General features: G+C 60.7%; 21 protein-coding genes. 3 read left to right on the forward strand and 18 right to left on the reverse strand.

Going from position 1 to position 18,797, the window contains the following annotated elements:
* Window positions 1–154 precede the first annotated feature (154 nt).
* The 10 genes from ftsH to ybgC form a co-directional block, all read right to left on the reverse strand.
* The gene (gene ftsH, locus HGP12_RS05345; RefSeq protein WP_168838265.1) at window positions 155–2,098 is read right to left on the reverse strand and encodes an ATP-dependent zinc metalloprotease FtsH; all 1,944 of its coding nucleotides are present in this window, start codon (window positions 2,096–2,098) and stop codon (window positions 155–157) included.
* Window positions 2,099–2,214: 116 nt separating this feature from the next.
* Complete coding sequence (gene tilS, locus HGP12_RS05350) at window positions 2,215–3,549, reverse strand: tRNA lysidine(34) synthetase TilS (RefSeq protein ID WP_168838264.1); 1,335 nt, start codon at window positions 3,547–3,549, stop codon at window positions 2,215–2,217.
* A gap of 5 nt (window positions 3,550–3,554) precedes the next feature.
* Window positions 3,555–4,574: a tol-pal system protein YbgF gene (gene ybgF / locus HGP12_RS05355; RefSeq protein ID WP_168838263.1), complete on the reverse strand. Its 1,020-nt coding sequence runs from the start codon at window positions 4,572–4,574 to the stop codon at window positions 3,555–3,557.
* A gap of 160 nt (window positions 4,575–4,734) precedes the next feature.
* On the reverse strand, window positions 4,735–5,268 hold the full coding sequence (gene pal, locus HGP12_RS05360) for a peptidoglycan-associated lipoprotein Pal (protein WP_168838262.1): 534 nt from the start codon (window positions 5,266–5,268) through the stop codon (window positions 4,735–4,737).
* 153 nt (window positions 5,269–5,421) lie between these two features.
* Window positions 5,422–6,726, reverse strand: coding sequence for a Tol-Pal system beta propeller repeat protein TolB (gene tolB / locus HGP12_RS05365; RefSeq protein ID WP_168838261.1), 1,305 nt, complete (start codon window positions 6,724–6,726; stop codon window positions 5,422–5,424).
* Window positions 6,727–6,746: 20 nt separating this feature from the next.
* Window positions 6,747–7,106, reverse strand: coding sequence for a hypothetical protein (locus HGP12_RS33770; protein WP_205926342.1), 360 nt, complete (start codon window positions 7,104–7,106; stop codon window positions 6,747–6,749).
* A gap of 71 nt (window positions 7,107–7,177) precedes the next feature.
* The gene (locus HGP12_RS05375) at window positions 7,178–8,362 is read right to left on the reverse strand and encodes a hypothetical protein (RefSeq protein ID WP_168878683.1); all 1,185 of its coding nucleotides are present in this window, start codon (window positions 8,360–8,362) and stop codon (window positions 7,178–7,180) included.
* Between the two features lie 9 nt (window positions 8,363–8,371).
* Window positions 8,372–8,833, reverse strand: a complete 462-nt coding sequence (gene tolR, locus HGP12_RS05380) for a protein TolR (RefSeq protein ID WP_168838259.1) — start codon at window positions 8,831–8,833, stop codon at window positions 8,372–8,374.
* 27 nt (window positions 8,834–8,860) lie between these two features.
* Window positions 8,861–9,583, reverse strand: a complete 723-nt coding sequence (tolQ, locus tag HGP12_RS05385) for a protein TolQ (protein ID WP_168838258.1) — start codon at window positions 9,581–9,583, stop codon at window positions 8,861–8,863.
* Between the two features lie 417 nt (window positions 9,584–10,000).
* Window positions 10,001–10,456, reverse strand: a complete 456-nt coding sequence (gene ybgC, locus HGP12_RS05390; RefSeq protein ID WP_168838257.1) for a tol-pal system-associated acyl-CoA thioesterase — start codon at window positions 10,454–10,456, stop codon at window positions 10,001–10,003.
* A 136-nt stretch (window positions 10,457–10,592) separates the two neighbouring features.
* Here ybgC and HGP12_RS05395 point away from each other — a divergent pair, with 136 nt between their 5' ends.
* Genes HGP12_RS05395 through HGP12_RS05405 form a run of 3 tightly spaced genes read left to right on the forward strand, consistent with a single transcriptional unit; the run spans window position 10,593 to window position 13,626 of the window.
* Window positions 10,593–11,813: an NAD-dependent epimerase/dehydratase family protein gene (locus HGP12_RS05395; RefSeq protein WP_168838256.1), complete on the forward strand. Its 1,221-nt coding sequence runs from the start codon at window positions 10,593–10,595 to the stop codon at window positions 11,811–11,813.
* On the forward strand, window positions 11,813–12,676 hold the full coding sequence (locus tag HGP12_RS05400; RefSeq protein WP_246703269.1) for a glycosyltransferase: 864 nt from the start codon (window positions 11,813–11,815) through the stop codon (window positions 12,674–12,676). The genes HGP12_RS05395 and HGP12_RS05400 overlap by 1 nt, the downstream gene beginning before the upstream one ends.
* Entirely contained in the window at window positions 12,673–13,626 is a 954-nt protein-coding gene (locus HGP12_RS05405; protein ID WP_168838255.1) for an NAD(P)-dependent oxidoreductase, read from the forward strand. Before HGP12_RS05400 ends, HGP12_RS05405 begins: the two co-directional genes overlap by 4 nt.
* On the opposite strand, the gene HGP12_RS05410 is transcribed toward HGP12_RS05405, so the two are convergent.
* From HGP12_RS05410 to ruvC, 8 genes are all read right to left on the reverse strand, one after another.
* Window positions 13,571–14,134 carry a DinB family protein gene (locus tag HGP12_RS05410; protein WP_168838254.1) on the reverse strand — a complete coding sequence of 188 codons (564 nt, stop codon included), beginning with the start codon at window positions 14,132–14,134 and terminating at the stop codon, window positions 13,571–13,573. The genes HGP12_RS05405 and HGP12_RS05410 overlap by 56 nt on opposite strands.
* 9 nt (window positions 14,135–14,143) lie before the next feature.
* Entirely contained in the window at window positions 14,144–14,656 is a 513-nt protein-coding gene (locus HGP12_RS05415) for an NUDIX hydrolase (RefSeq protein WP_205926343.1), read from the reverse strand.
* A gap of 3 nt (window positions 14,657–14,659) precedes the next feature.
* Complete coding sequence (locus HGP12_RS05420; RefSeq protein ID WP_168838253.1) at window positions 14,660–15,562, reverse strand: metallophosphoesterase; 903 nt, start codon at window positions 15,560–15,562, stop codon at window positions 14,660–14,662.
* On the reverse strand, window positions 15,563–16,603 hold the full coding sequence (gene ruvB / locus HGP12_RS05425) for a Holliday junction branch migration DNA helicase RuvB (RefSeq protein ID WP_168838252.1): 1,041 nt from the start codon (window positions 16,601–16,603) through the stop codon (window positions 15,563–15,565).
* A gap of 154 nt (window positions 16,604–16,757) precedes the next feature.
* Window positions 16,758–17,372: a Holliday junction branch migration protein RuvA gene (ruvA, locus tag HGP12_RS05430; protein ID WP_168838251.1), complete on the reverse strand. Its 615-nt coding sequence runs from the start codon at window positions 17,370–17,372 to the stop codon at window positions 16,758–16,760.
* Window positions 17,373–17,384: 12 nt separating this feature from the next.
* Window positions 17,385–17,804 carry a type II toxin-antitoxin system VapC family toxin gene (locus HGP12_RS05435; RefSeq protein WP_168838250.1) on the reverse strand — a complete coding sequence of 140 codons (420 nt, stop codon included), beginning with the start codon at window positions 17,802–17,804 and terminating at the stop codon, window positions 17,385–17,387.
* On the reverse strand, window positions 17,782–18,045 hold the full coding sequence (locus tag HGP12_RS05440) for an AbrB/MazE/SpoVT family DNA-binding domain-containing protein (protein ID WP_168838249.1): 264 nt from the start codon (window positions 18,043–18,045) through the stop codon (window positions 17,782–17,784). The genes HGP12_RS05435 and HGP12_RS05440 overlap by 23 nt, the downstream gene beginning before the upstream one ends.
* A gap of 55 nt (window positions 18,046–18,100) precedes the next feature.
* Complete coding sequence (gene ruvC, locus HGP12_RS05445; protein WP_168838248.1) at window positions 18,101–18,613, reverse strand: crossover junction endodeoxyribonuclease RuvC; 513 nt, start codon at window positions 18,611–18,613, stop codon at window positions 18,101–18,103.
* Window positions 18,614–18,797 lie beyond the last annotated feature (184 nt).

The following is an 18,797-nucleotide window of genomic DNA, read 5'->3' on the forward strand; positions in this document are numbered from 1 at the left end:
GTAACGACCCACTCTCCCGTCAATTCCGATGTTCGGACCATCATCAGTACCGACCTCGGCTTCTGTTCGTTCCGCACAGCCTCAAGAAAAAGGCCGGTTCCCTATTCAAAGGAGAACCGGCCTCTTCGTCTACATGGTCAATCGGCTCCGTGCGTCAGCGCGGCTGCGGTTCGAAGCCGCCTTCGGGCTCGTCGCCCTTGGCACCGAGCGAACCATCCTTCTTGGCGCCGGTCTTCGGCACGGCTGAGCCGCGGCTCGGCGGCGTGTCGTCGCCGAGATCGCGCGCCGGCTTTTCACCGCGAATGAGCGCCTTGATCTCCTCGCCCGTCAGCGTCTCGTATTCGAGCAGGCCTTCGGCGATCGCCACGAAGCCGTCATGCTGTTCGGTGAGGATATCCTTGGCCTGATGATAGGCTTGGTCGATCAGGCGGCGGACCTCGGTGTCGATTGTCTGCGCGGTCGCCTCCGAAACGTTCTTCGACTGCGAGACGGAGTGGCCGAGGAAGACTTCCTGCTGGTTCTCGCCGTAGGCAACCAGGCCGAGCTCGTCGGAAAAGCCCCATTGGGTCACCATCGCGCGGGCAAGCTTGGTCGCCTGCTCGATATCGGAAGACGCACCCGAGGTGATGTTTTCCTTGCCGAAGGTTAGCTCTTCGGCAACGCGGCCGCCCATCATGATGCAGAGGCGCGACACCATCCACTTGTAGCTCATCGAATAGCGGTCGCCCTCGGGAAGCTGCATGACCATGCCGAGCGCGCGGCCGCGCGGAATAATGGTCGCCTTGTGCAGCGGATCGGCGACGGCGACATAGAGCGCCGTGATCGCGTGACCGGCCTCGTGATAGGCGGTGAGCTTCTTTTCCGCTTCGGTCATTGCCGAAGAGCGGCGCTCGGCGCCCATCATGATCTTGTCCTTGGCGTCTTCGAACTCCTGCATGGTTACCAGACGCTTGTTGCGGCGGGCGGCCATCAAGGCGGCTTCGTTGACGAGGTTCATCAGATCGGCGCCGGAGAAGCCGGGCGTACCGCGGGCAAGCGTCTTCAGATCGACATTCGGAGCCAGCGGCACGTTACGGGCATGAACCTTGAGGATGCGCTCGCGACCGACGATATCCGGGTTCGGAACCACGACCTGACGGTCGAAGCGGCCCGGACGCAGCAGCGCGGGGTCGAGGACGTCAGGACGGTTGGTGGCGGCGATCAGGATGATGCCTTCGTTGGCCTCGAAGCCGTCCATCTCGACCAGCAACTGGTTGAGCGTCTGTTCGCGCTCGTCGTTACCACCGCCGAGACCGGCGCCACGATGGCGGCCGACGGCGTCGATTTCGTCGATGAAGATGATGCAGGGTGCATTCTTCTTTGCCTGCTCGAACATGTCGCGAACGCGGCTTGCGCCGACACCGACGAACATTTCGACGAAGTCGGAACCGGAGATGGTGAAGAACGGCACATTGGCTTCGCCGGCAATGGCGCGCGCCAGTAGCGTCTTACCCGTACCCGGAGGGCCTACAAGCAGAACACCGCGCGGAATGCGGCCGCCGAGGCGCTGGAATTTCTGCGGATCGCGCAGGAACTCGACGATTTCCTCCAGATCCTGCTTGGCTTCATCGACGCCGGCGACGTCATCGAAGGTGACGCGGCCATGCGCTTCCGTCAGAAGCTTCGCCTTTGACTTGCCGAAGCCCATGGCGCCGCGCGAGCCGCCTTGCATCTGCCGCATGAAGAACAGCCAGACGCCAAGGATCAGGAGCATCGGCAGCAGCGTGCCGAGATAGCTCAGGAAGCTCGAGGAACCGTCCGATTCCGGGCGGCCGGCAACGATGACATTCTTGGACTGCAGGCGTTCAAGCAGGCTGTCATCGATGACCGGAGCATAGGTCTGGAAGGCCGCGCCGTTTTCGACATAGCTGCCGATGACGCGGTTGCCCGTAACGGTCACGTCACGGACGCGGCCGGAATCAACTTCCCGGAGGAACTGCGAATACGGTATTTCCCTGGAGCCTGTTTGTGCCGGCGCGTTCTGAAACATGCTGAACAGGGCAATCAACAGCAGAGCTATGATTGCCCACAGAGCGAAATTACGAAAATTAGGGTTCATCGAACTCCCCAGCACTGAAACTTCCGCCGCTTAAGCGACGGCATTACTTGATCCCTAACATAGGGTTGCGCCAAGCCGTTGCCAAGGCAAACCGCATCGCCGCATGTTTTTTCCGTCTATAAGACCGAAAGCGGTGGCCGCATATAGGCTTCACGGCCAAAAGCGATTGAAAGCCGATCTGCGAATGTGAGGTCGAATCGTGTCAAAAAGCGGTCGAAAGGCGCAAGACGGGGCATAACCGCAATCGATCCCGCCTTTATCCCCGCTTCCGTCACAATCAGCGGCATCGCTGCCGTAGCACGCCGCACGGCCCCTTTCGGCAGGTTCGGCGGAAAAAACGTCGCATTCTCTGTCCCGGCGGCGCGCACGCTGATCGGCGTCCGACCCGAATTGCTTATCTCGAAGCGACCATCCCAATTGCCCTTTTCGCCTGATGGAACCGACAGCCGCGCGATATTGCGGCTTTCCCGCATGAGGTAGAGCCCATCGCGACGCAGATCGAAGACCACGCCGCCGGCGGTGCGCCGGCCGGAATCCGCGCCGTTCACAAATTCGAGAACACGCTCCATTTGCACGCGCCCCGGCGCGTAAGGCCTGCCGCCGAAGACCGCGGCAAGATAGGACAGGACATAGGCGACGACCGCTTTATCCGCCGAAAGGCCGGATCGGTCGATGGCACAAAGCGCATTCGCATGGATCGTGACGTGGTCGTCCAGCCACCTGGCCGCCTTCGCGGAGAGCACGGCGCGACCGGAACCGCCATTCCCCGGTGGCGATGAGCTCGGCGGATCCGTTCCAAGTTCCATGCGCGTACGCACGCGCTCATATCTCGAATCCTCGTTGCTGGGGTCGTCGAGCCAGGATATGCCATGCATCTCGAGATAGGTTCTGATATCCATCCGCCGGCAGGCCAGAAACGGCCTGACAATCCAGCTACGCCGGTCAAACAGCACCGCGTCGGCAATGCCGGTGCCAATGCCGTCCACATCCTCCAGCCGGCGCTTGCCGCGCATGACCATGGTCTCGCGCTGATCATCCATGGTGTGTGCTGTGACGATGAGATTGGCCGAAATCTCCTCGGCGAGATCGGCGAGCAATTCATAGCGTGCCTCGCGGGCCGCGGCCATGATGCCGGCCTTGGGTTTTTCACCTTCCCAGCGGCAGATAAAATGGGAAATGCCGCGCAAAGCGCAGAGTGCGGCGACCTCTCGCGCTTCGTCGGCCGCGGCGGCGCGCAAGCCATGGTCGATGGTCGCGGCGCTCAGGGTGATATCTCTGTAGGAATGGGATTTCAGCTGCTCGTCAAGGGCAATCAGAAGCCCGGTGGAATCGCTGCCGCCGGAAACGGCAACCAGAATATGAGCAGGCGTCGATAGGGACTGGAGGAATTCGGCCGCGGCGGCTTCTGGCATGAGGGCTGTGGCACCGCCGGTCACAGCGTCAGTAGACATGGCGCTCAGCAGGCAAGCCGCTTCTCTTCGCTGGCAACCTTGCCGGTCACGGCTTTCGATGCCTTCGGGTAGCGCTTGCTCACTTCGCGAAGCGTGGCGCAGGCAGTGTCCTTGTTATCAAGGGCGGCGAGCGACATGCCGAGCTTCAGCAGCATTTCAGGTGCCTTCTCGGAGCCGCTATATTTCTGATGCGCATTGAGGAAGGTCTTGGCGGCATCGTTGTACTTGCCCTGCGAATAAAGCGCCTCTCCGAGCCAGAAATTCGCGTCCGCGGCCCGCGTGCTGCTCGGATAGCTGTCAAGATACTGGCGGAACTCCTGTTCGGCGACACTATAGTCGCCAGACAGGACGTGGCCGTAGGCAGCCTTGTACTGATCGTTCTCATTGCCAAGCGAAGCGGTCTGTGTCCCGGAGCCAGCGCTCGGCGGCGCGCCCGAGCCATTCTTGGCGCCGGTAGAAGAGCTTCCCACCTGTTTGCCGCCCTGGTCGAACTGGATCGAACCAAGCTGGCTCGGCGGCTTGCCCGCGCCGCTCCCCTGTTGGGAAGCGACATCATTGTTTTGCGAATCGCCGATGACGCCAGCAATGTCGTCCTGCTGCTGACCGCCGGAGCCCTGCGCCGGAACATCGGCCTCGCTCTTCTTCATCGTGCCGCCCGCTGCCGTCGGCGCGCTGCCGCCACGCTTCTCAAGCTGCTGGAAGCGGAATTCGTTGTCTTCCTGCGCCTTGCGGATGGTCTCCTGCATCTGCAGCAGCTGATAGCTCATTTCCTCGACGCGACCGTTCAACTGACGCATCTGGTCTTCGAGTTGCTGCAGGCGAACTTCGGCGTCGCTGTTTTGAACATTGATGACCGGTGCCTGGCCGTATTGTGCTTGTCTCTGATACGCATTGTTGGAAGCCGACTGCGCGGAAGCATCGCGGCCTCCGAGGTGGATTCCAAACAGCGACAAGGCAGAAGCATCGCGCTCACTACCTGCAAAGGCAGCGAGACAAAGCATGCTCGCCACGACAAGTTTTCTCATATGGATCGTCCTGTCTCATTGATTCTTCGGGCCTGGGGCTCGAAAATGAGATTTTTACAATTGCTTTCAAAAAGCAACGGAGTTCGGCCAAAGTGTGGTCAAAAAAGTAAAGGCGACCGCAGGGGCCGCCTTTATACAATTCGACCGGTCGTTCGACCTATCAGGAACCGGCGCCGTTGAGCACGGTGACCGCGCGGCGGTTCTGCGACCAGCAGGAAATATCGTCGCAGGTCGCGACCGGACGTTCCTTGCCGTAGGAGATCGTCTTCATGCGCTTGGCCGGAACGCCGCGCGAAGCGAGATAGTCCTTGGTGGCAGCCGCACGGCGCGCGCCGAGGGCAAGGTTGTATTCGCGCGTGCCGCGTTCGTCGGCATGGCCTTCAACGGTGATCGCGTAGTTCGGGTAGCGAGCAAGCCACTGAGCCTGACGGTCGAGGGTCTGGGCGGCGTCGGTGCGGATCGAGGTGCTGTCGGTGTCAAAGAAGATGCGGTCGCCGACATTGACCGTGAAGTCCTGCGGCGAACCCGGAGTAGCGTTGCCGGCACCGTTCAAGCCAAGACCGTTGGCATCGTTCGGCAGACCCTTCTTGGAGGCGCAGCCGGCCAGAGAAAGGCCAACGAAAAGCGCGATCATGATCGGGTTGCGGGCGAGGTTCTGCATGTGGCCAACGGCCGGGGTTGCGGTGCGGCTCATAGCCGGTCTCTCCTTAAGTCTCTATCAGGGTTGCCAGACTGTAACCGGGTTCGGTTAATCCGATTCCAACAAGTATGGTTAATGATGTCCTAAAATCGTCCGGAAACGGTCCACTCACAGGACTTTGCGGCGATAACGTGGCAAGTCCATCTACTACTCGAGAAGCGGCGACCATGCCGGATCGGAAGCGAAGCCCGGAGTCGGGATCTTCTGTTCGTTATAGCCGGTCAGATCGATGGAATAGAGCTGCGGCCCACCCGAACCAGCCGGCTGGCGGAAGAACATGATGACGCGGCCGTTCGGTGCCCAGGTCGGGCCTTCGTTGTGGAAGCCCGTGGTCAGCAGGCGTTCCCCCGAACCGTCCGTCTTCATGACACCGATCGAGAAGCTTCCGCCGGACTGCTTGGTGAAGGCGATGAGATCGCCACGCGGCGACCAGACCGGCGTGGAGTACGAACCGTCGCCGAAGGAAATGCGGCGCTGGTTGGAGCCATCGGCGCCCATCACGTAGATCTGCGGCTTTCCGCCGCGGTCGCTTTCGAAGGCGATCTGACTGCCGTCAGGCGAATAGGACGGCGACGTGTCGATCGCAGCCGTCGAGGTCAGGCGCGTCGTGGTGCGCGAACGCAGGTCCATTGTATAGATGTTGGCGTTGCCTTCCTGCTGCAGGCTCATGATCACGCGCTGGCCGTCCGGCGAGAAGCGCGGCGAAAAGGTCATGCCGGGGAAATTACCGACCAGCTCGCGCTGGCCCGTCTGCAGCTGCAGCAGATAGACGCGCGGCTGCTGGTTGGCGAAGGACATGTAGGTCACTTCCTGACGGCTTGGCGAGAAGCGCGGCGTCAGCACGAGATCGCTGCCGTCGGTCAGCATGCGCACATTGGCGCCATCCTGGTCCATGATGCCGAGCTGCGTCTTGCGAGCCGTCTTCGGGCCGCTTTCGGCAACGAAAACGACGCGGGTATCGAAATAGCCCTTCTCGCCGGTGATCTTCTGATAAATCGCGTCAGCGATAATATGCGCGACGCGGCGCCAGTTGTCCGGCTGGGCAAAGAACTGCTGGCCGATCATCTGGCTGTTGCCGAACGTATCCCACAGGCGGAACTCGGCACGAAGGCGGCCGCCTTCCTGCGTGACGCGGCCGGTCACCAGCGCCTGCGCGTTGATCGACGTCCAGTCCTGGAAGCGCGGGGTCGAATCCGGATTGGTGATCTTCTCGATGAAGGCCTGCTTGTTGATCGGAGCGAACAGACCGGAGCGCTGCAGATCGGCGGCAATCACGCTTGAGATCTGCGGGCCGAGCGTATCATTCGACAGAAGGTCGGTGATAGCGATCGGCATCGGCTGGACGTTGCCCTTGTTGATGTTCAGTTCCACCACGGCGTAGGCCGGAGTGGCAAACGCTGCGGTCAGACCTGCCAGCACCAGCAGGAGACGAACGAGGGAGTTTCTGATCATATGTGTCAAGCCTTTCAGCATTAATGCCCGAGATCGTCCGCTTTGAAGTTGATGATTACTTCTTTCCAGACGTCATATTGATCCATCGGCAGATTTTTGAATGGAGCAGCCCTAAGCACGGCTCGCAGCGCACTTGCCGCAACAGCTTTTTGGGTCTTTTGAGGGCCGCCAGTCATCGTCACTTTCGGCTTGCCAACGATCTTTCCGGCACGATCAAGCGTAAACCGGATTTGGACGTGAACTTCTTTCACGTCAGTCAGATCGGCAGGCGGGGGCCAGTTCGCGATGATGCTATTGCGAATGTTTTCACCGGCGGGCTGCCCTAGGCGATTCTCGCCGGTGGCATGTGCAGGCAGCACCGATACGGAAGCTGCCAGCATGATCCCAAGAGCCGCAACCAAAGGCAGGCCAAGACGAGGACAGTGTTTCAACGAAAGCCACCCCCCCCGCATCACATCCCCAAATCCGCTGCGCTGAAGTTGACGACGACTTCCTGCCAATCTTCATATTTGTCCGCCGGAAGAATCGTCATGAACTCCGATTGCGCCCGAAGGACCGCGCGTACAGCGGCGGACTGCATGGCACTTTGTGTCGAAGCCGGTCCACCGTTGGTCGTCGCTTCCGGCTGACCGACGATCTGACCGGATTTGTCGAGCTTGAAGTGCACCTTGATTCGCACGTCGCCGCCGCCCTCAAGACCGGGAGGGAGGTTCCAGTACTTCTGGATCAGATCACGCAAGCCGTCCTGCTGGCTCTGGCTGAGCTTGCCAGCGCCGAGCGACTTCATGCCACCGCGCGAGGCGACCTGCGTATCCGCGCCGGCGGAAGCCTGCTGGGACGAGCGCTTCGCGCCGCCTTTTGACGAAGTGTTGTTCAGAAGGTCGTTGATCTGATCGGCGAGACCATCGTCAAGGCCCTTGCTGGAGGACTTTGGAGTCTGGCGCTTCTTGTCGGCGTCCTTCTTGCCGTCATCGGCCGACGTGGTTTTGCTGGTGCTCTGTGTCGTCGTCTTGTCCGTCGGCTTGGCGTCAGCGACCTTCACGTCCGGCTTCGGCGTCGGCTGCGGCTTGACATCAGGCACCGGAACATTGTTCGGCACCGGGATCTCGGCCTGCTGGGTCGGCTGTTCGGTCGGCGGCGGGGTGGGCGTCGCATCGGCCTTCGGGGTCGGTGGGGTGACATCCGGCTTCGGCGTCGGCGTCACGTCAGGCTTCTGCTGCGGAACGGCGGCCACTTCCTTCGGCGCGGCCTCCGTTTCCTTCTGCTCGATCGTCTTGACGTCGTTCGGCCGCGGATCGTCTTGCGGAACGGGCGTATCCACCTTCTTCGGCGCCAACGCCGCCGTATCGCTCTCGGGCCGTTGGGTCGGCACGACCAGGTTCTTGATGTCGACCTTGTTCTCGCCGACATTCTGGGCGTTGGCGACCTGATCCTGCTTCGTCGTCTGTTTCCGCGAGACGTGATCCGTCACTGGCGCCTTCTTCTCGCCTTGCTGGAGCTGGTCCGCCTGGACAATGTCCACATCCATCGCCGTGCTTTCCGGCGTCTCCAGCGGCGCGGGCGCACTCAGCGTCACCATGGCGCCGATCAGCACCAGGATGTGAATGACAGCAGAAGTGGCGAGACTGCGCTTCATGTCGGTTCGTCAGTGATCCGTTGTCTGCTGCTGCGTGACCAGGCCGATGTTCTTGTAACCGGCCTCCTGAATGCGTGACATAACGTCGGCGATGACGCCGTAAGGCGCTTTCGCATCGCCCTTTACGAAGATGCGTTCGCTATAGCCAGTCGTGGCGATCGCCTTCAGCTTGTCCGCGATTTCGGTGGCCTGGATCTGCGATTCCCCGATGAACACTTGGCCATCGGCCTTGATCGAGATCGTGATGGGCTGCGTCTGGGCGTTCAGCGCGCCGGCCTGCGTCTGCGGCAGGTCGATCGGCACACCCGAGGTCATCATCGGCGCCGCCACCATGAAGATGATAAGCAGCACGAGCATGACGTCAACCAGCGGCGTCACGTTGATCTCGGAAATCGGGCCGCCTCGGCCTCCGCCGCGACGACTACCCCGGCGGCCACCGCCGCCACTCTTGCCTCCAACAGACATTGCCATGTGAAATACTCCGGTCCTGTCCGCTACTTACTGTGCTGCCTGACGCGGCTGCAGCTTCTCATCGATCTGGCGCGAAAGGATGGCGGAGAATTCGTCCGCGAAACCTTCCATGCGGCCCGAGAGCTTGCCGGCATCGCCGGAGAACTTGTTGTAGGCGATAACGGCCGGGATGGCCGCGACCAGACCGATGGCGGTCGCCAGCAGCGCCTCGGCGATACCGGGCGCAACAACCGCAAGGTTGGTCGACTTCGAACCGGCGATCGCCTGGAATGAGGTCATGATACCGACGACCGTACCGAACAGGCCGATGAACGGACCGGCAGAACCGATGGTCGCGAGCGATCCGAGGCGAGCGGTCAGATGTTCCGATTCGCGTGCCAGGGTGACGTCCATGGCGCGGTCGATACGCATCTGCAGGCCGATCGGCGAGCGGGCGCCGCGCTCGAAGGACTTCTTCCATTCGCGCATGGCGGCGACGAAGATGGCGCTGAGGCCGGTATTGTTGCGCTCCGAAAGCGTGCGGTACAGCTCTTCGAGCGACTGGCCGGACCAGAAGATCTGTTCGAAATGATCGAACTGCCGGCGCGCCCGCGCGTAGCTCAGATATTTGTCGATGACGATCGCCCAGGTCCAGACGGACGCTGCCAGCAGGCCGATCATGACGAGCTTGACGACCAAACCCGCCTGCATGAAAAGCGACCAGAGCGTGATGTCCGGTGTGGTCGCCGCCGCCAATGCTACTTGTTCCATTGATCCAAAATCCCCGAATCCAAACGCCCGGCGCTAGACCGGGCGGCTAAAAGTGATCTCACAAGAATTGTTTGGCAGCCGCCGCTGAACGCCCTGGTCAAGCCTTCCAAGCTTACAATTGCCTTCTTGCCGTCAAATTTGGTCAAAGGAAGGCGTGCACCGCACAAACTCCGACATAACCAGTAAGACACTATTATGGTTAAAAGAATGTTAGCGTCGAAACATGAAGAATTTAACGGCGGTGATGGCTATTCTAGCTCCTGGGAAGAACTGACCGGATGAAACCGGCGACAGACGCAGACAAATCTTGCGCGGCGAATTCCTTCACACAAAACTCAAGTTATTGCAAGGCGCACATTGGCAAGCACGGTATCCTTGCATGCAGCCGACCGTCGCCATAGGCACGCGAAACCCGGCTTAGCCGACGGTTTCCGATGCCGCCAGCATCTGCACCGCGAGCTTTTCCGGCAGCCGGCGCGGGCGTCCCTTCGCGTTGATCACCGCGATGATGACCTTGGCTGCGATCAGCAATGTATCGCCGCGCCGTATCTCCTGGGACAGCACCATCTTGGCGCCGCCGGCCTTTTCCGTGACCGTGCGGATCGTCAGCACGTCGTCCATGCGCGCCGGCCCCTTGAAATCGATCTCCATGCGGTGAACGACGAAAACCAGCCCCTCCTCGTCGGCATTCAGGAGCTCGCGCTGTTCCACACCGAGACAGCGCAGATAGTCCGTGCGCCCGCGCTCGAGGAAATGCAGATAGCGCGCGTGATAGACGAGGCCGGAAAAATCCGTATCCTCGTAGTAGACTCGCTGCACCAGCCGGTGGCTTCCGGCTTCCAGTTCCCCAGCAATCAGAAAGGGGCTGTTCATCGTTGCCGCATCTCCTTGAATGTCCGGCATCTCTTTGGCCGAAGTTCTGCCATCAAGCAAGCTTTGAACAATTGTCATAAACACCGACTATCCGGAATAGAGCCGGACAGCGGATCGGCGCAGAAGGAAAAATCTCATGAAAATAGCGGTTATGGGCGGAGACGGATTCATCGGTTGGCCAACCTCGCTCCATCTCTCCGACGCCGGTCATGAGATCCATATCCTCGATAATCTGTCTCGCCGATGGATCGATACGGAGCTTGGCGTCCAGTCGCTGACGCCCATGGATTCGATCCAGGAACGTACCCGCATCTGGCACGCCGAAACCGGCCGCCGCATCCATTTCAACCTCATCGATCTCGCCAAGGACTATGAGCTTCTGAAGAAGTGGCTGGCCGAGCATCGCCCCGATGCCATCGTGCATTTCGCCGAGCAGCGTGCCGCCCCCTATTCGATGAAGAGCGATCGTCACAAGAACTACACGGTCAACAACAACGTCAACGCCACGCACAATCTCCTGAACGCGCTTGTCGAACTCAATCTCGACGCACATCTTTTGCATCTCGGCACGATGGGCGTCTATGGCTATTCCACGATCGGCGCCGCCATCCCCGAAGGCTATCTGCCCGTCGGCATCGACACGACCGACGGCCGCACCGTCAGCCAGGAGATCCTTTACCCCGCCAATCCCGGCTCGATCTACCATATGACGAAATGCCTCGATCAGCTGCTCTTCCAGTTCTATGCCAAGAATGACGGGCTCAGGATCACCGATCTGCATCAGGGCATCGTCTGGGGCACCCATACGGAACAGACCCGCCGGCATGAGCAGCTGATCAACCGTTTCGACTATGACGGCGACTACGGCACGGTGCTGAACCGTTTTCTCATTCAGGCGGCTATCGGCTATCCCCTGACCGTGCACGGCACGGGCGGCCAGACCCGCGCCTTCATCCATCTCCAGGACTCCGTGCGCTGCATCGAGCTGGCGCTGAAGAACCCGCCGGCCCGCGGCGCCCGCGTGGAAATCTTCAACCAGATGACGGAAACGCATCGCATCCGCGATCTCGCCGACATGATCGCCAAGATGAGCGGCACAGAAGTCGTCCGTCTGCCCAACCCGCGCAAGGAAGCCCCGGAGAACGACCTGATCGTCAAGAACGACAAATTCCTCGACCTCGGGCTGGCGCCGATCACGCTCGAAGCCGGCCTTCTGAGCGAAATCGTCGATGTAGCCAAGAAATATGCCTACCGCGTCGATCGCTCGCGCGTTCCGGCCATCTCCGCCTGGACCAAGGATCTCGCCGCGACGGTCAACCATGATCCCGAGGGCAAGAGGTTGAAATCCGTGTCATGATGCTCGGAAGCGAAATGCTGCAGGGGTTGCGGCCTCACAGCCGCCCCCGTGCCGGGCAGGCATTCGTGACGCTCGTCACGAATGCCGACTACGCCATGGGGGCCGTGGCCTTGGCGCGCTCCATCATTCACAGCGGCACGAAGGCTGACATCGTCGTGCTCCATACGGCGGGGGTCAATGAAGACGACCTTGCCCCGCTTATCGCACTCGACTGCCGGCTGGTCGAAGTCGAACACCTTCCCCTGTCGGACGCTTTCAACGAGCGACACGCCCGTGGCAATCTCCATGCCGCCGCCCCTTTCACCAAGGGCCGCAAGCCTTCCTTTCACACGCCGCTCGACAATTTCTGCAAGCTCCGGCTCTGGCAATTGATCGAATACGACACCTGCGTCTTCATCGACGCCGACGCTTTGGTGCTGAAGAATGTCGACCGGCTCTTCGATTATCCGGAATTTTCCGCCGCGCCGAACGTCTACGAGAACCTTGCCGATTTCCATCGGCTGAATTCGGGCGTCTTCGTCGCCAAGCCTTCGCTTGCAACCTTCCGGCATATGCTCGAGCAACTCGACCGCCCCGACGTCTTCTGGCGGCGCACGGATCAGACCTTTCTCGAGACATTCTTCCCAGATTGGCACGGATTGCCTGTATTCATGAACATGCTGCAATATGTCTGGTTCAGCATGCCCGCGCTCTGGGACTGGAACAGCATCTCGATCCTGCATTACCAGTATGAGAAACCCTGGGAAGAAAACCATCCCAAGGCTGAACAGCTCAGACCGTTGATCGAGCTGTGGCACAGCTTCCACACCGGCCGGAATATGCCCGATATCGCCGCGCTCGCAAACCCGAAAGCGGCGGCATGAAAGTTCTCATCTCAGGCGGAACAGGCCTCGTCGGCCGATACATCGCCGAGGAGCTGCTGTCGGCCGGATACAAGGTTGCGATCGGTGGGCGCAATCCGCCGCCAGCCGGCCTCTTTCCGCAACCGGTCTCCTTCGTCCCCTTGAGCCTCGACCCAACGGAAAATCAGAGCGGCGCTTTCGACGACGCCTATTTCTTCGTGCATGCGGCCTTCAGCCATGTCGCCGGCAAATATCGCGGCGGCGAAGGCGAGGATCCGGACGGCTTTCGGCGCCTCAATCTCGACGGCTCGGCCAAGCTGTTCGAAACCGCCCGAAAGGCCGGCATTCGCCGTTGCATCTTTCTCTCCTCCCGCGCCATCTATGGCGATGGCATCGCTGGAGAGAAGCTGACCGAGGCGGCAAAGCCGATGCCGAACACGCTCTATGGTGAGGTGAAACGAGATGCGGAGCGTGCCCTGTTTTCACTCTCCGCGCCCGGCTTCGCTGCCGCGAGCCTGAGAGCGACAGGCGTCTATGGCGACCTGCGGCCCAATAAGTGGGACGGCCTGTTCGACGACTATCTCAACGGCAAGCCGGTTCCTTCGCGCGCGGGAACCGAAGTTCATGGCCGCGATCTCGGCCGCTCTGTCCGGCTCTTGCTGGAGACGGAAGCCGGCCGGATCGATGGCGAGGCCTTCAATCTCTCGGATATTCTGACCGATACACGCGAGATCCTGGGGCATCTTCAAAGCGTGACGAGCTGTCCGCACACGCTGCCGGCGCAGGCACCTCATGACACGATCAGCGTCATGAATACGTCGAAAATCCGCGCGCTCGGATGGCAAGTCGGCGGAAAGGCATTGCTGCGGCGGACAATCGAAACGCTGGCGAAAACGATGCCGCAACAGGCCGGCATCAGCGCATCAGCTTCGTTTCGTCCCAACCAAGCACAGCCAATTCCTCGCCCCTGAACCGTGCATCGTCCGAAACGATGAACTCGTCGAGCTGCGGTGGCGCGACGCTGGTTCTGGCAAGCATGGCATGCACCTGCCCACGGTGATGCGTCTGATGCTGGAACAGGTGGTTCAGCACATCGTCGGCGCGCTCCCGCTGGATGCGGCCGTCGCGTTGGATATCGATGACCCGCATGCCGGCCTCCGGCGTCAACGACTCGCAGAAGGTCACCAGCCGGCGATCGACATCTGCCTGCTGCCCGGTCAATTCGTCCAGGCGGTCGTACGGCTCCTCGATGTCAAAAGCCTTCAGGCCCAGCGTACCGCCTTCCAGCGCATCGACATAGAACCAGTCCACCGTCAGGATATGATTGAGGGTCGCCTTGATCGACGGAAAGAAGCTGACCCGCTTGGCGTCGAATTCGCCGGGTTGCAAGGCTGCGCAGGCGCGATGCAGCCGGACATTCGCCAATGCATTGTTATAGGCAAGCTTGCGAAAACTGCGAACTGGATCGAAAGCGGCCATCAACTCCCCCTAAGTCCTGTCGAGATTGCCGTCCCGCCAGACGACATGACGCGGCGTCAGCGGCAAGGCCTCGATTTCATCGGCGATGAAATAGGGCGGGATATCGAGCGCCGCCAGCGCCTCTCGCGTGGCCCGCACCCATTTGAACTCCAAATCGTTGTCGCCATCCTGAATGCGATGCACGATCTCCTGGGGATCGAAGGGAAATTCGGCGGGAATATCCATCAGGTAGTAGAGGCCGAGCTCGTGCCAGTCGAGCTGCTCGTAATGGAAGAAATTCTCGACAGACCACAGCAGGCGCCTGACCGTAACGTCAACGCCGATCTCTTCCATCATTTCCCGCCGCAAGGTTTCTTCCGAAGTCTCGCCAATCTCCGCGCGGCCGCCGGGAAACGTCCAGAAGTGTTCGTGCACGGCGCGATGCACCAGGACATGGCCGTCCCGAAATCCGAGTCCGGCAACGCGCACCTGAAAGCGAGCGCGGCCGGAATTCAATCTGATATGCTTGCGTTTCGGTGTCATCCCCTACCCCACATCGATTACGACGATCTCCGGCGGAACGCCGAAGCGTACTGGCGCGATAGAGCAGCCGAGGCCGCCCGACACAATGATATGGCGCTCCTCCTTGACGATATGGCCATAGACATACCGGTCACCATAGCGCGAGGGCGAATAGGGCGACCAGCCGAAAATCCTCACCTGTCCGCCATGCGTATGTCCCGACAGGGTGAGCGAAACGCGCTGGGGAACGGCGGGAAAGATATCGGGCTCATGGGCAAGGAGGATCACCGGCGCATCGTCGCCAACTTGCGCCAGCGTGCCACCGAGATCGTCCAGCCCCTTGGTGAACGGCCGCTTCCAGCGCATGCTCCGTCGCAAAGCCAGCTGATCCTCGACGCCGGCAAGCCAGAAGCCTTGTCCGTCTTTCTCCAAGCGCGCGGCGCGGTTGGAATAGACCTCGATGCCGACAGCCTCCAATGCCCGATGGCTGAACGTCGGTCCGTGGCCGGTTCTTTGCGCACTCGAATCATGCCACCAATCATGATTGCCGACGATGGCGTGAACACCGAGTGGCGCCTGCAGCTTTGCCAGTTCCGCCGACCATATACGATGATCGACGCGCGAGGTAATGAGGTCCGTTCCCGACGTATAGTCCCCAAGCAGCAAAATAATGTCGCCGCCAAGTTGGTTTGCGCGGGCGCAGATCGAAGCGATGCGCTCTGCCGTCATCCAGGGCTCGCAGGCATGGAAATCGGCAAGCGCCACGATCCGGAGCTTCAGCCCGGGCGTCCAACCCGGCGGGGTCAAGGCGTAACGGGTGACATTGAGACGGACGACCGGCTCATACCCGAAGGCATATCCCCCAAGTGCCATCAATCCGAATATGCTGCCGCCGAAAAGCTTCAGGAAGGCACGACGGCCGAGCATTCAATCTTCCTCCCGGAACAACCCGAACTGTGCGGCCTCCAGATCCTTTGGCGGCTGCATGCCGAGATGTTTCCAGGCAATCGCGGTCAAAACGCGGCCGCGCGGCGTACGCTGAATGAAGCCCTGCTGGATCATATAGGGCTCGATGATATCCTCGATCGCATCACGCGGCTCGGAAAGGCCAGCGGCGATGGTCTCGATACCGACAGGGCCGCCGCCGAAATTGACCGCGATCATGTTCAGATAGCGCTTGTCGAGCTGATCGAAGCCGACATTGTCGACGAGAAGCCGCGTCAGAGCCTCGTCGGCAACTTCGCGCGTCACCGCTTCGGCCTTGGCGACCTCGGCGAAATCGCGCACGCGCCGCAGCAGCCGGCCGGCGATACGCGGTGTGCCGCGCGCACGGCGCGCGATCTCGCGCGCACCCTCGTCAGTCATGCCGAGACCCATCAGCCTCGCGCCGCGCCGGACGATCAGCTCCAGCTCCTCGACCGTATAGAAACTCAGCCGCACCGGGATGCCGAAACGGTCGCGCAGCGGCGTCGTCAGCAGGCCGAGACGGGTCGTCGCGGCAACCAGCGTGAACTTGGCGAGATCGATCTTGACCGAACGCGCCGCCGGCCCCTCGCCGATGATGAGATCGAGCTGGAAATCCTCCATGGCGGGATAGAGGATTTCCTCGACGGCCGGATTGAGACGATGGATTTCGTCGATGAAGAGCACGTCGCGCTCCTCGAGATTGGTCAGCAGCGCCGCAAGATCGCCCGCCTTGGCGATGACAGGGCCGGAGGTCGAGCGGAAATTGACCCCGAGTTCTTTCGCCATGATCTGCGCCAGCGTCGTCTTGCCGAGGCCGGGCGGACCGACGAACAGCACATGATCAAGCGCCTCGCCGCGCGCCTTGGCCGCCTCGATGAAGACCTTCAGGTTGGCGCGCGCTTCCGCCTGCCCGGTAAATTCATCCAGCGATTGCGGCCTGAGCGTCGCATCGATGTCTTCGCCCCGCTTTTCCGGCGATATCAGACGTGCGGCTTCACTCATGTCAGAGGTTCCATTCCCGGTATGCGTTTTGCGGCTCTCGCACCGAGGACGGCATTTGTTCTGCCGCACTCAAACATAGTCTTCGCCGAAAGAGCACTACAACTCGATCTCTCGACTTTGCGACAATAGTAAGGATTGCGGAAGGTGCAAAGCCTCACCGCGACAGTTCCTTGAGACCAAGCCGGATCAGCTTGGCGCTGTCCGCACCCTCGCCGGCCGCCTTCATCGCAGCTGCAACGGCATTGGCCGCCTGATCGCGGGAATAACCGAGATTGGTGAGCGCGGAGACGGCATCGGCAACGGGTGCTGCGGCGACCCCTTCCCCCAGCTCTTGCTTGAGCCCGATATTGATCGCATCTCCGGCCAGGGCCGGCGCCTTGTTCTTGAGTTCGGTCACGATACGCATGGCCACCTTCGGGCCAACACCGGGAGCTCGCGAAACGGCAGCACGGTCCTGCAAGGCGATCGCATTGGCAAGCTCGGCCGGGGTCAGCGTCGACAACAGGGCGAGCGCCACTTTCGCTCCGACACCCTGAACCGTCTGCACGATATTGAACCATTCGCGTTCCATGGCTGTCATGAAGCCGAAAAGGCGGATCTGGTCTTCGCGCACATAGGTCTCGATGAAGAGAATACAGGCCTCGCCGACGGAACCGACCTTCGACAGCGTACGGGCCGAGCAATAGGCGACGTAACAGACGCCGTGCACGTCCACGAGCACATAGTCCTCGCCGATCTCTTCAATTGTGCCTTTCAGCTTACCGATCATGGATGATGTCCGTCAGGGATGGGTTTCGGGAGAGATGAGGTCAAGTGAGGGAAAGTAGGAGCGATAGCGCGAGGCATCGCGCGTCAGCAGCCTATGCCTTCGCCATTCGGCATGTGCCCCGATCAGAAAATCCGGAAGTGTTCTTTCCCGTTGCCCTCCAGCAAGCAGATAGAGGCGATGCGCTTTTCCGGCTCGAAACGCCGCCTCGAAAGGTATCGCCTCCCGCTTCATATCGAGCCAGGACAAGGCGATCGTCAATTCCTCTTCGCTCAAAGGCGAGGCAGCGAGTTCCGACCACACCACAGGACTGATGACGAGATCGCCTTCGCCGACACATCGTTTCAAGAATTTGGCCGACCATTGCCGTTGGACTGAATCCGGGCCGAGAATATCGATGAAAATGTTGGTATCAATGAGGGTCGATGTCGTCACGCGGCCCTCTCAGAAACTCCATGAATTCGTCCGTTGTCATGCCGCCGAGGTCAATTGTGCCCCTGACGCGCTCGAGCCAATCGTCAAAATCGCGAATGGGTGTATCCGACGCTTCCCCGATCTTGACGAGCATCGCACCGCTGCCGGAGGCGATGAAATCAACCTCTGAACCTGGGGCGATGCCCAGCCTGTCTCGAATTTCCTTCGGGATGGTCACCTGACCTTTTTCCGTCACGCGCATAGTAATACCTCTTCAGTAATACCTAGCGACCCACCGAGAACAAGTCAAGAACAAACTATCCCGCCAACGCAGCCTGCCGCAGCCGGCTGGCGCCACGGTTATGGGCATGGCAGATGGCAATGGCAAGCGCATCGGCCGCGTCGTTGCCCTTGAACTCGACCTTGGGCATTAGGATCTTCAGCATCATGTGGATCTGCTGTTTCTCGCCGTGGCCGACGCCGATCACGGCTTTCTTGACCGCATTCGGTGCATATTCCGACACCGGCAAGCCGGCGCGGGCCGGCACCAGCATGACGACGCCGCGCGCCTGCCCGAGCTTCAGCGTCGCCACCGCATCCTTGTTGACGAAAGTCTGCTCGACGGCAGCCTCATCCGGCTGATAGCTGTGAACGATATCCGCAAGCCCGTCATGCAGCTGGCAAAGGCGGGATGCGAGATCCATGTCGCCATCCGAGGTCACGGTTCCCGACGCCACGAAGCGCAAGGAATTGCCAAGCGTATCGATGACACCCCAGCCGGTGCGGCGCAGGCCCGGATCGATGCCGATGATGCGAATCGTATTTTGCATGGGTCAACCTATCTTTCAGGCCTGACATGTGCCAGCAAAATGTGAACAAAACAAAAACAAGGCACAGTTTGCGCTTCTGAGTGAGACGCCGAAAACATCGTGACGAAATTGCGGCACAGGGTTTGGAATGCGCGGCCGGCACTCCTACATGTGCAAGCGACCCTCCCTTCCACCACGCAGGTTT

Origin of the sequence: Rhizobium sp. P28RR-XV, from assembly GCF_012641385.1 — a bacterium.
Lineage (GTDB): Bacteria > Pseudomonadota > Alphaproteobacteria > Rhizobiales > Rhizobiaceae > Rhizobium.

Coding starts and splice junctions, on each gene's coding strand:
- ftsH (WP_168838265.1), bottom strand. CDS start 2,098: ATGAACCCTAATTTTCGTAATTTCGCTCTGTGGGCAATCATAGCTCTG.
- tilS (WP_168838264.1), bottom strand. CDS start 3,549: ATGTCTACTGACGCTGTGACCGGCGGTGCCACAGCCCTCATGCCAGAA.
- ybgF (WP_168838263.1), bottom strand. CDS start 4,574: ATGAGAAAACTTGTCGTGGCGAGCATGCTTTGTCTCGCTGCCTTTGCA.
- pal (WP_168838262.1), bottom strand. CDS start 5,268: ATGAGCCGCACCGCAACCCCGGCCGTTGGCCACATGCAGAACCTCGCC.
- tolB (WP_168838261.1), bottom strand. CDS start 6,726: ATGATCAGAAACTCCCTCGTTCGTCTCCTGCTGGTGCTGGCAGGTCTG.
- HGP12_RS33770 (WP_205926342.1), bottom strand. CDS start 7,106: ATGCTGGCAGCTTCCGTATCGGTGCTGCCTGCACATGCCACCGGCGAG.
- HGP12_RS05375 (WP_168878683.1), bottom strand. CDS start 8,362: ATGAAGCGCAGTCTCGCCACTTCTGCTGTCATTCACATCCTGGTGCTG.
- tolR (WP_168838259.1), bottom strand. CDS start 8,833: ATGGCAATGTCTGTTGGAGGCAAGAGTGGCGGCGGTGGCCGCCGGGGT.
- tolQ (WP_168838258.1), bottom strand. CDS start 9,583: ATGGAACAAGTAGCATTGGCGGCGGCGACCACACCGGACATCACGCTC.
- ybgC (WP_168838257.1), bottom strand. CDS start 10,456: ATGAACAGCCCCTTTCTGATTGCTGGGGAACTGGAAGCCGGAAGCCAC.
- HGP12_RS05395 (WP_168838256.1), top strand. CDS start 10,593: ATGAAAATAGCGGTTATGGGCGGAGACGGATTCATCGGTTGGCCAACC.
- HGP12_RS05400 (WP_246703269.1), top strand. CDS start 11,813: ATGCTCGGAAGCGAAATGCTGCAGGGGTTGCGGCCTCACAGCCGCCCC.
- HGP12_RS05405 (WP_168838255.1), top strand. CDS start 12,673: ATGAAAGTTCTCATCTCAGGCGGAACAGGCCTCGTCGGCCGATACATC.
- HGP12_RS05410 (WP_168838254.1), bottom strand. CDS start 14,134: ATGGCCGCTTTCGATCCAGTTCGCAGTTTTCGCAAGCTTGCCTATAAC.
- HGP12_RS05415 (WP_205926343.1), bottom strand. CDS start 14,656: ATGACACCGAAACGCAAGCATATCAGATTGAATTCCGGCCGCGCTCGC.
- HGP12_RS05420 (WP_168838253.1), bottom strand. CDS start 15,562: ATGCTCGGCCGTCGTGCCTTCCTGAAGCTTTTCGGCGGCAGCATATTC.
- ruvB (WP_168838252.1), bottom strand. CDS start 16,603: ATGAGTGAAGCCGCACGTCTGATATCGCCGGAAAAGCGGGGCGAAGAC.
- ruvA (WP_168838251.1), bottom strand. CDS start 17,372: ATGATCGGTAAGCTGAAAGGCACAATTGAAGAGATCGGCGAGGACTAT.
- HGP12_RS05440 (WP_168838249.1), bottom strand. CDS start 18,045: ATGCGCGTGACGGAAAAAGGTCAGGTGACCATCCCGAAGGAAATTCGA.
- ruvC (WP_168838248.1), bottom strand. CDS start 18,613: ATGCAAAATACGATTCGCATCATCGGCATCGATCCGGGCCTGCGCCGC.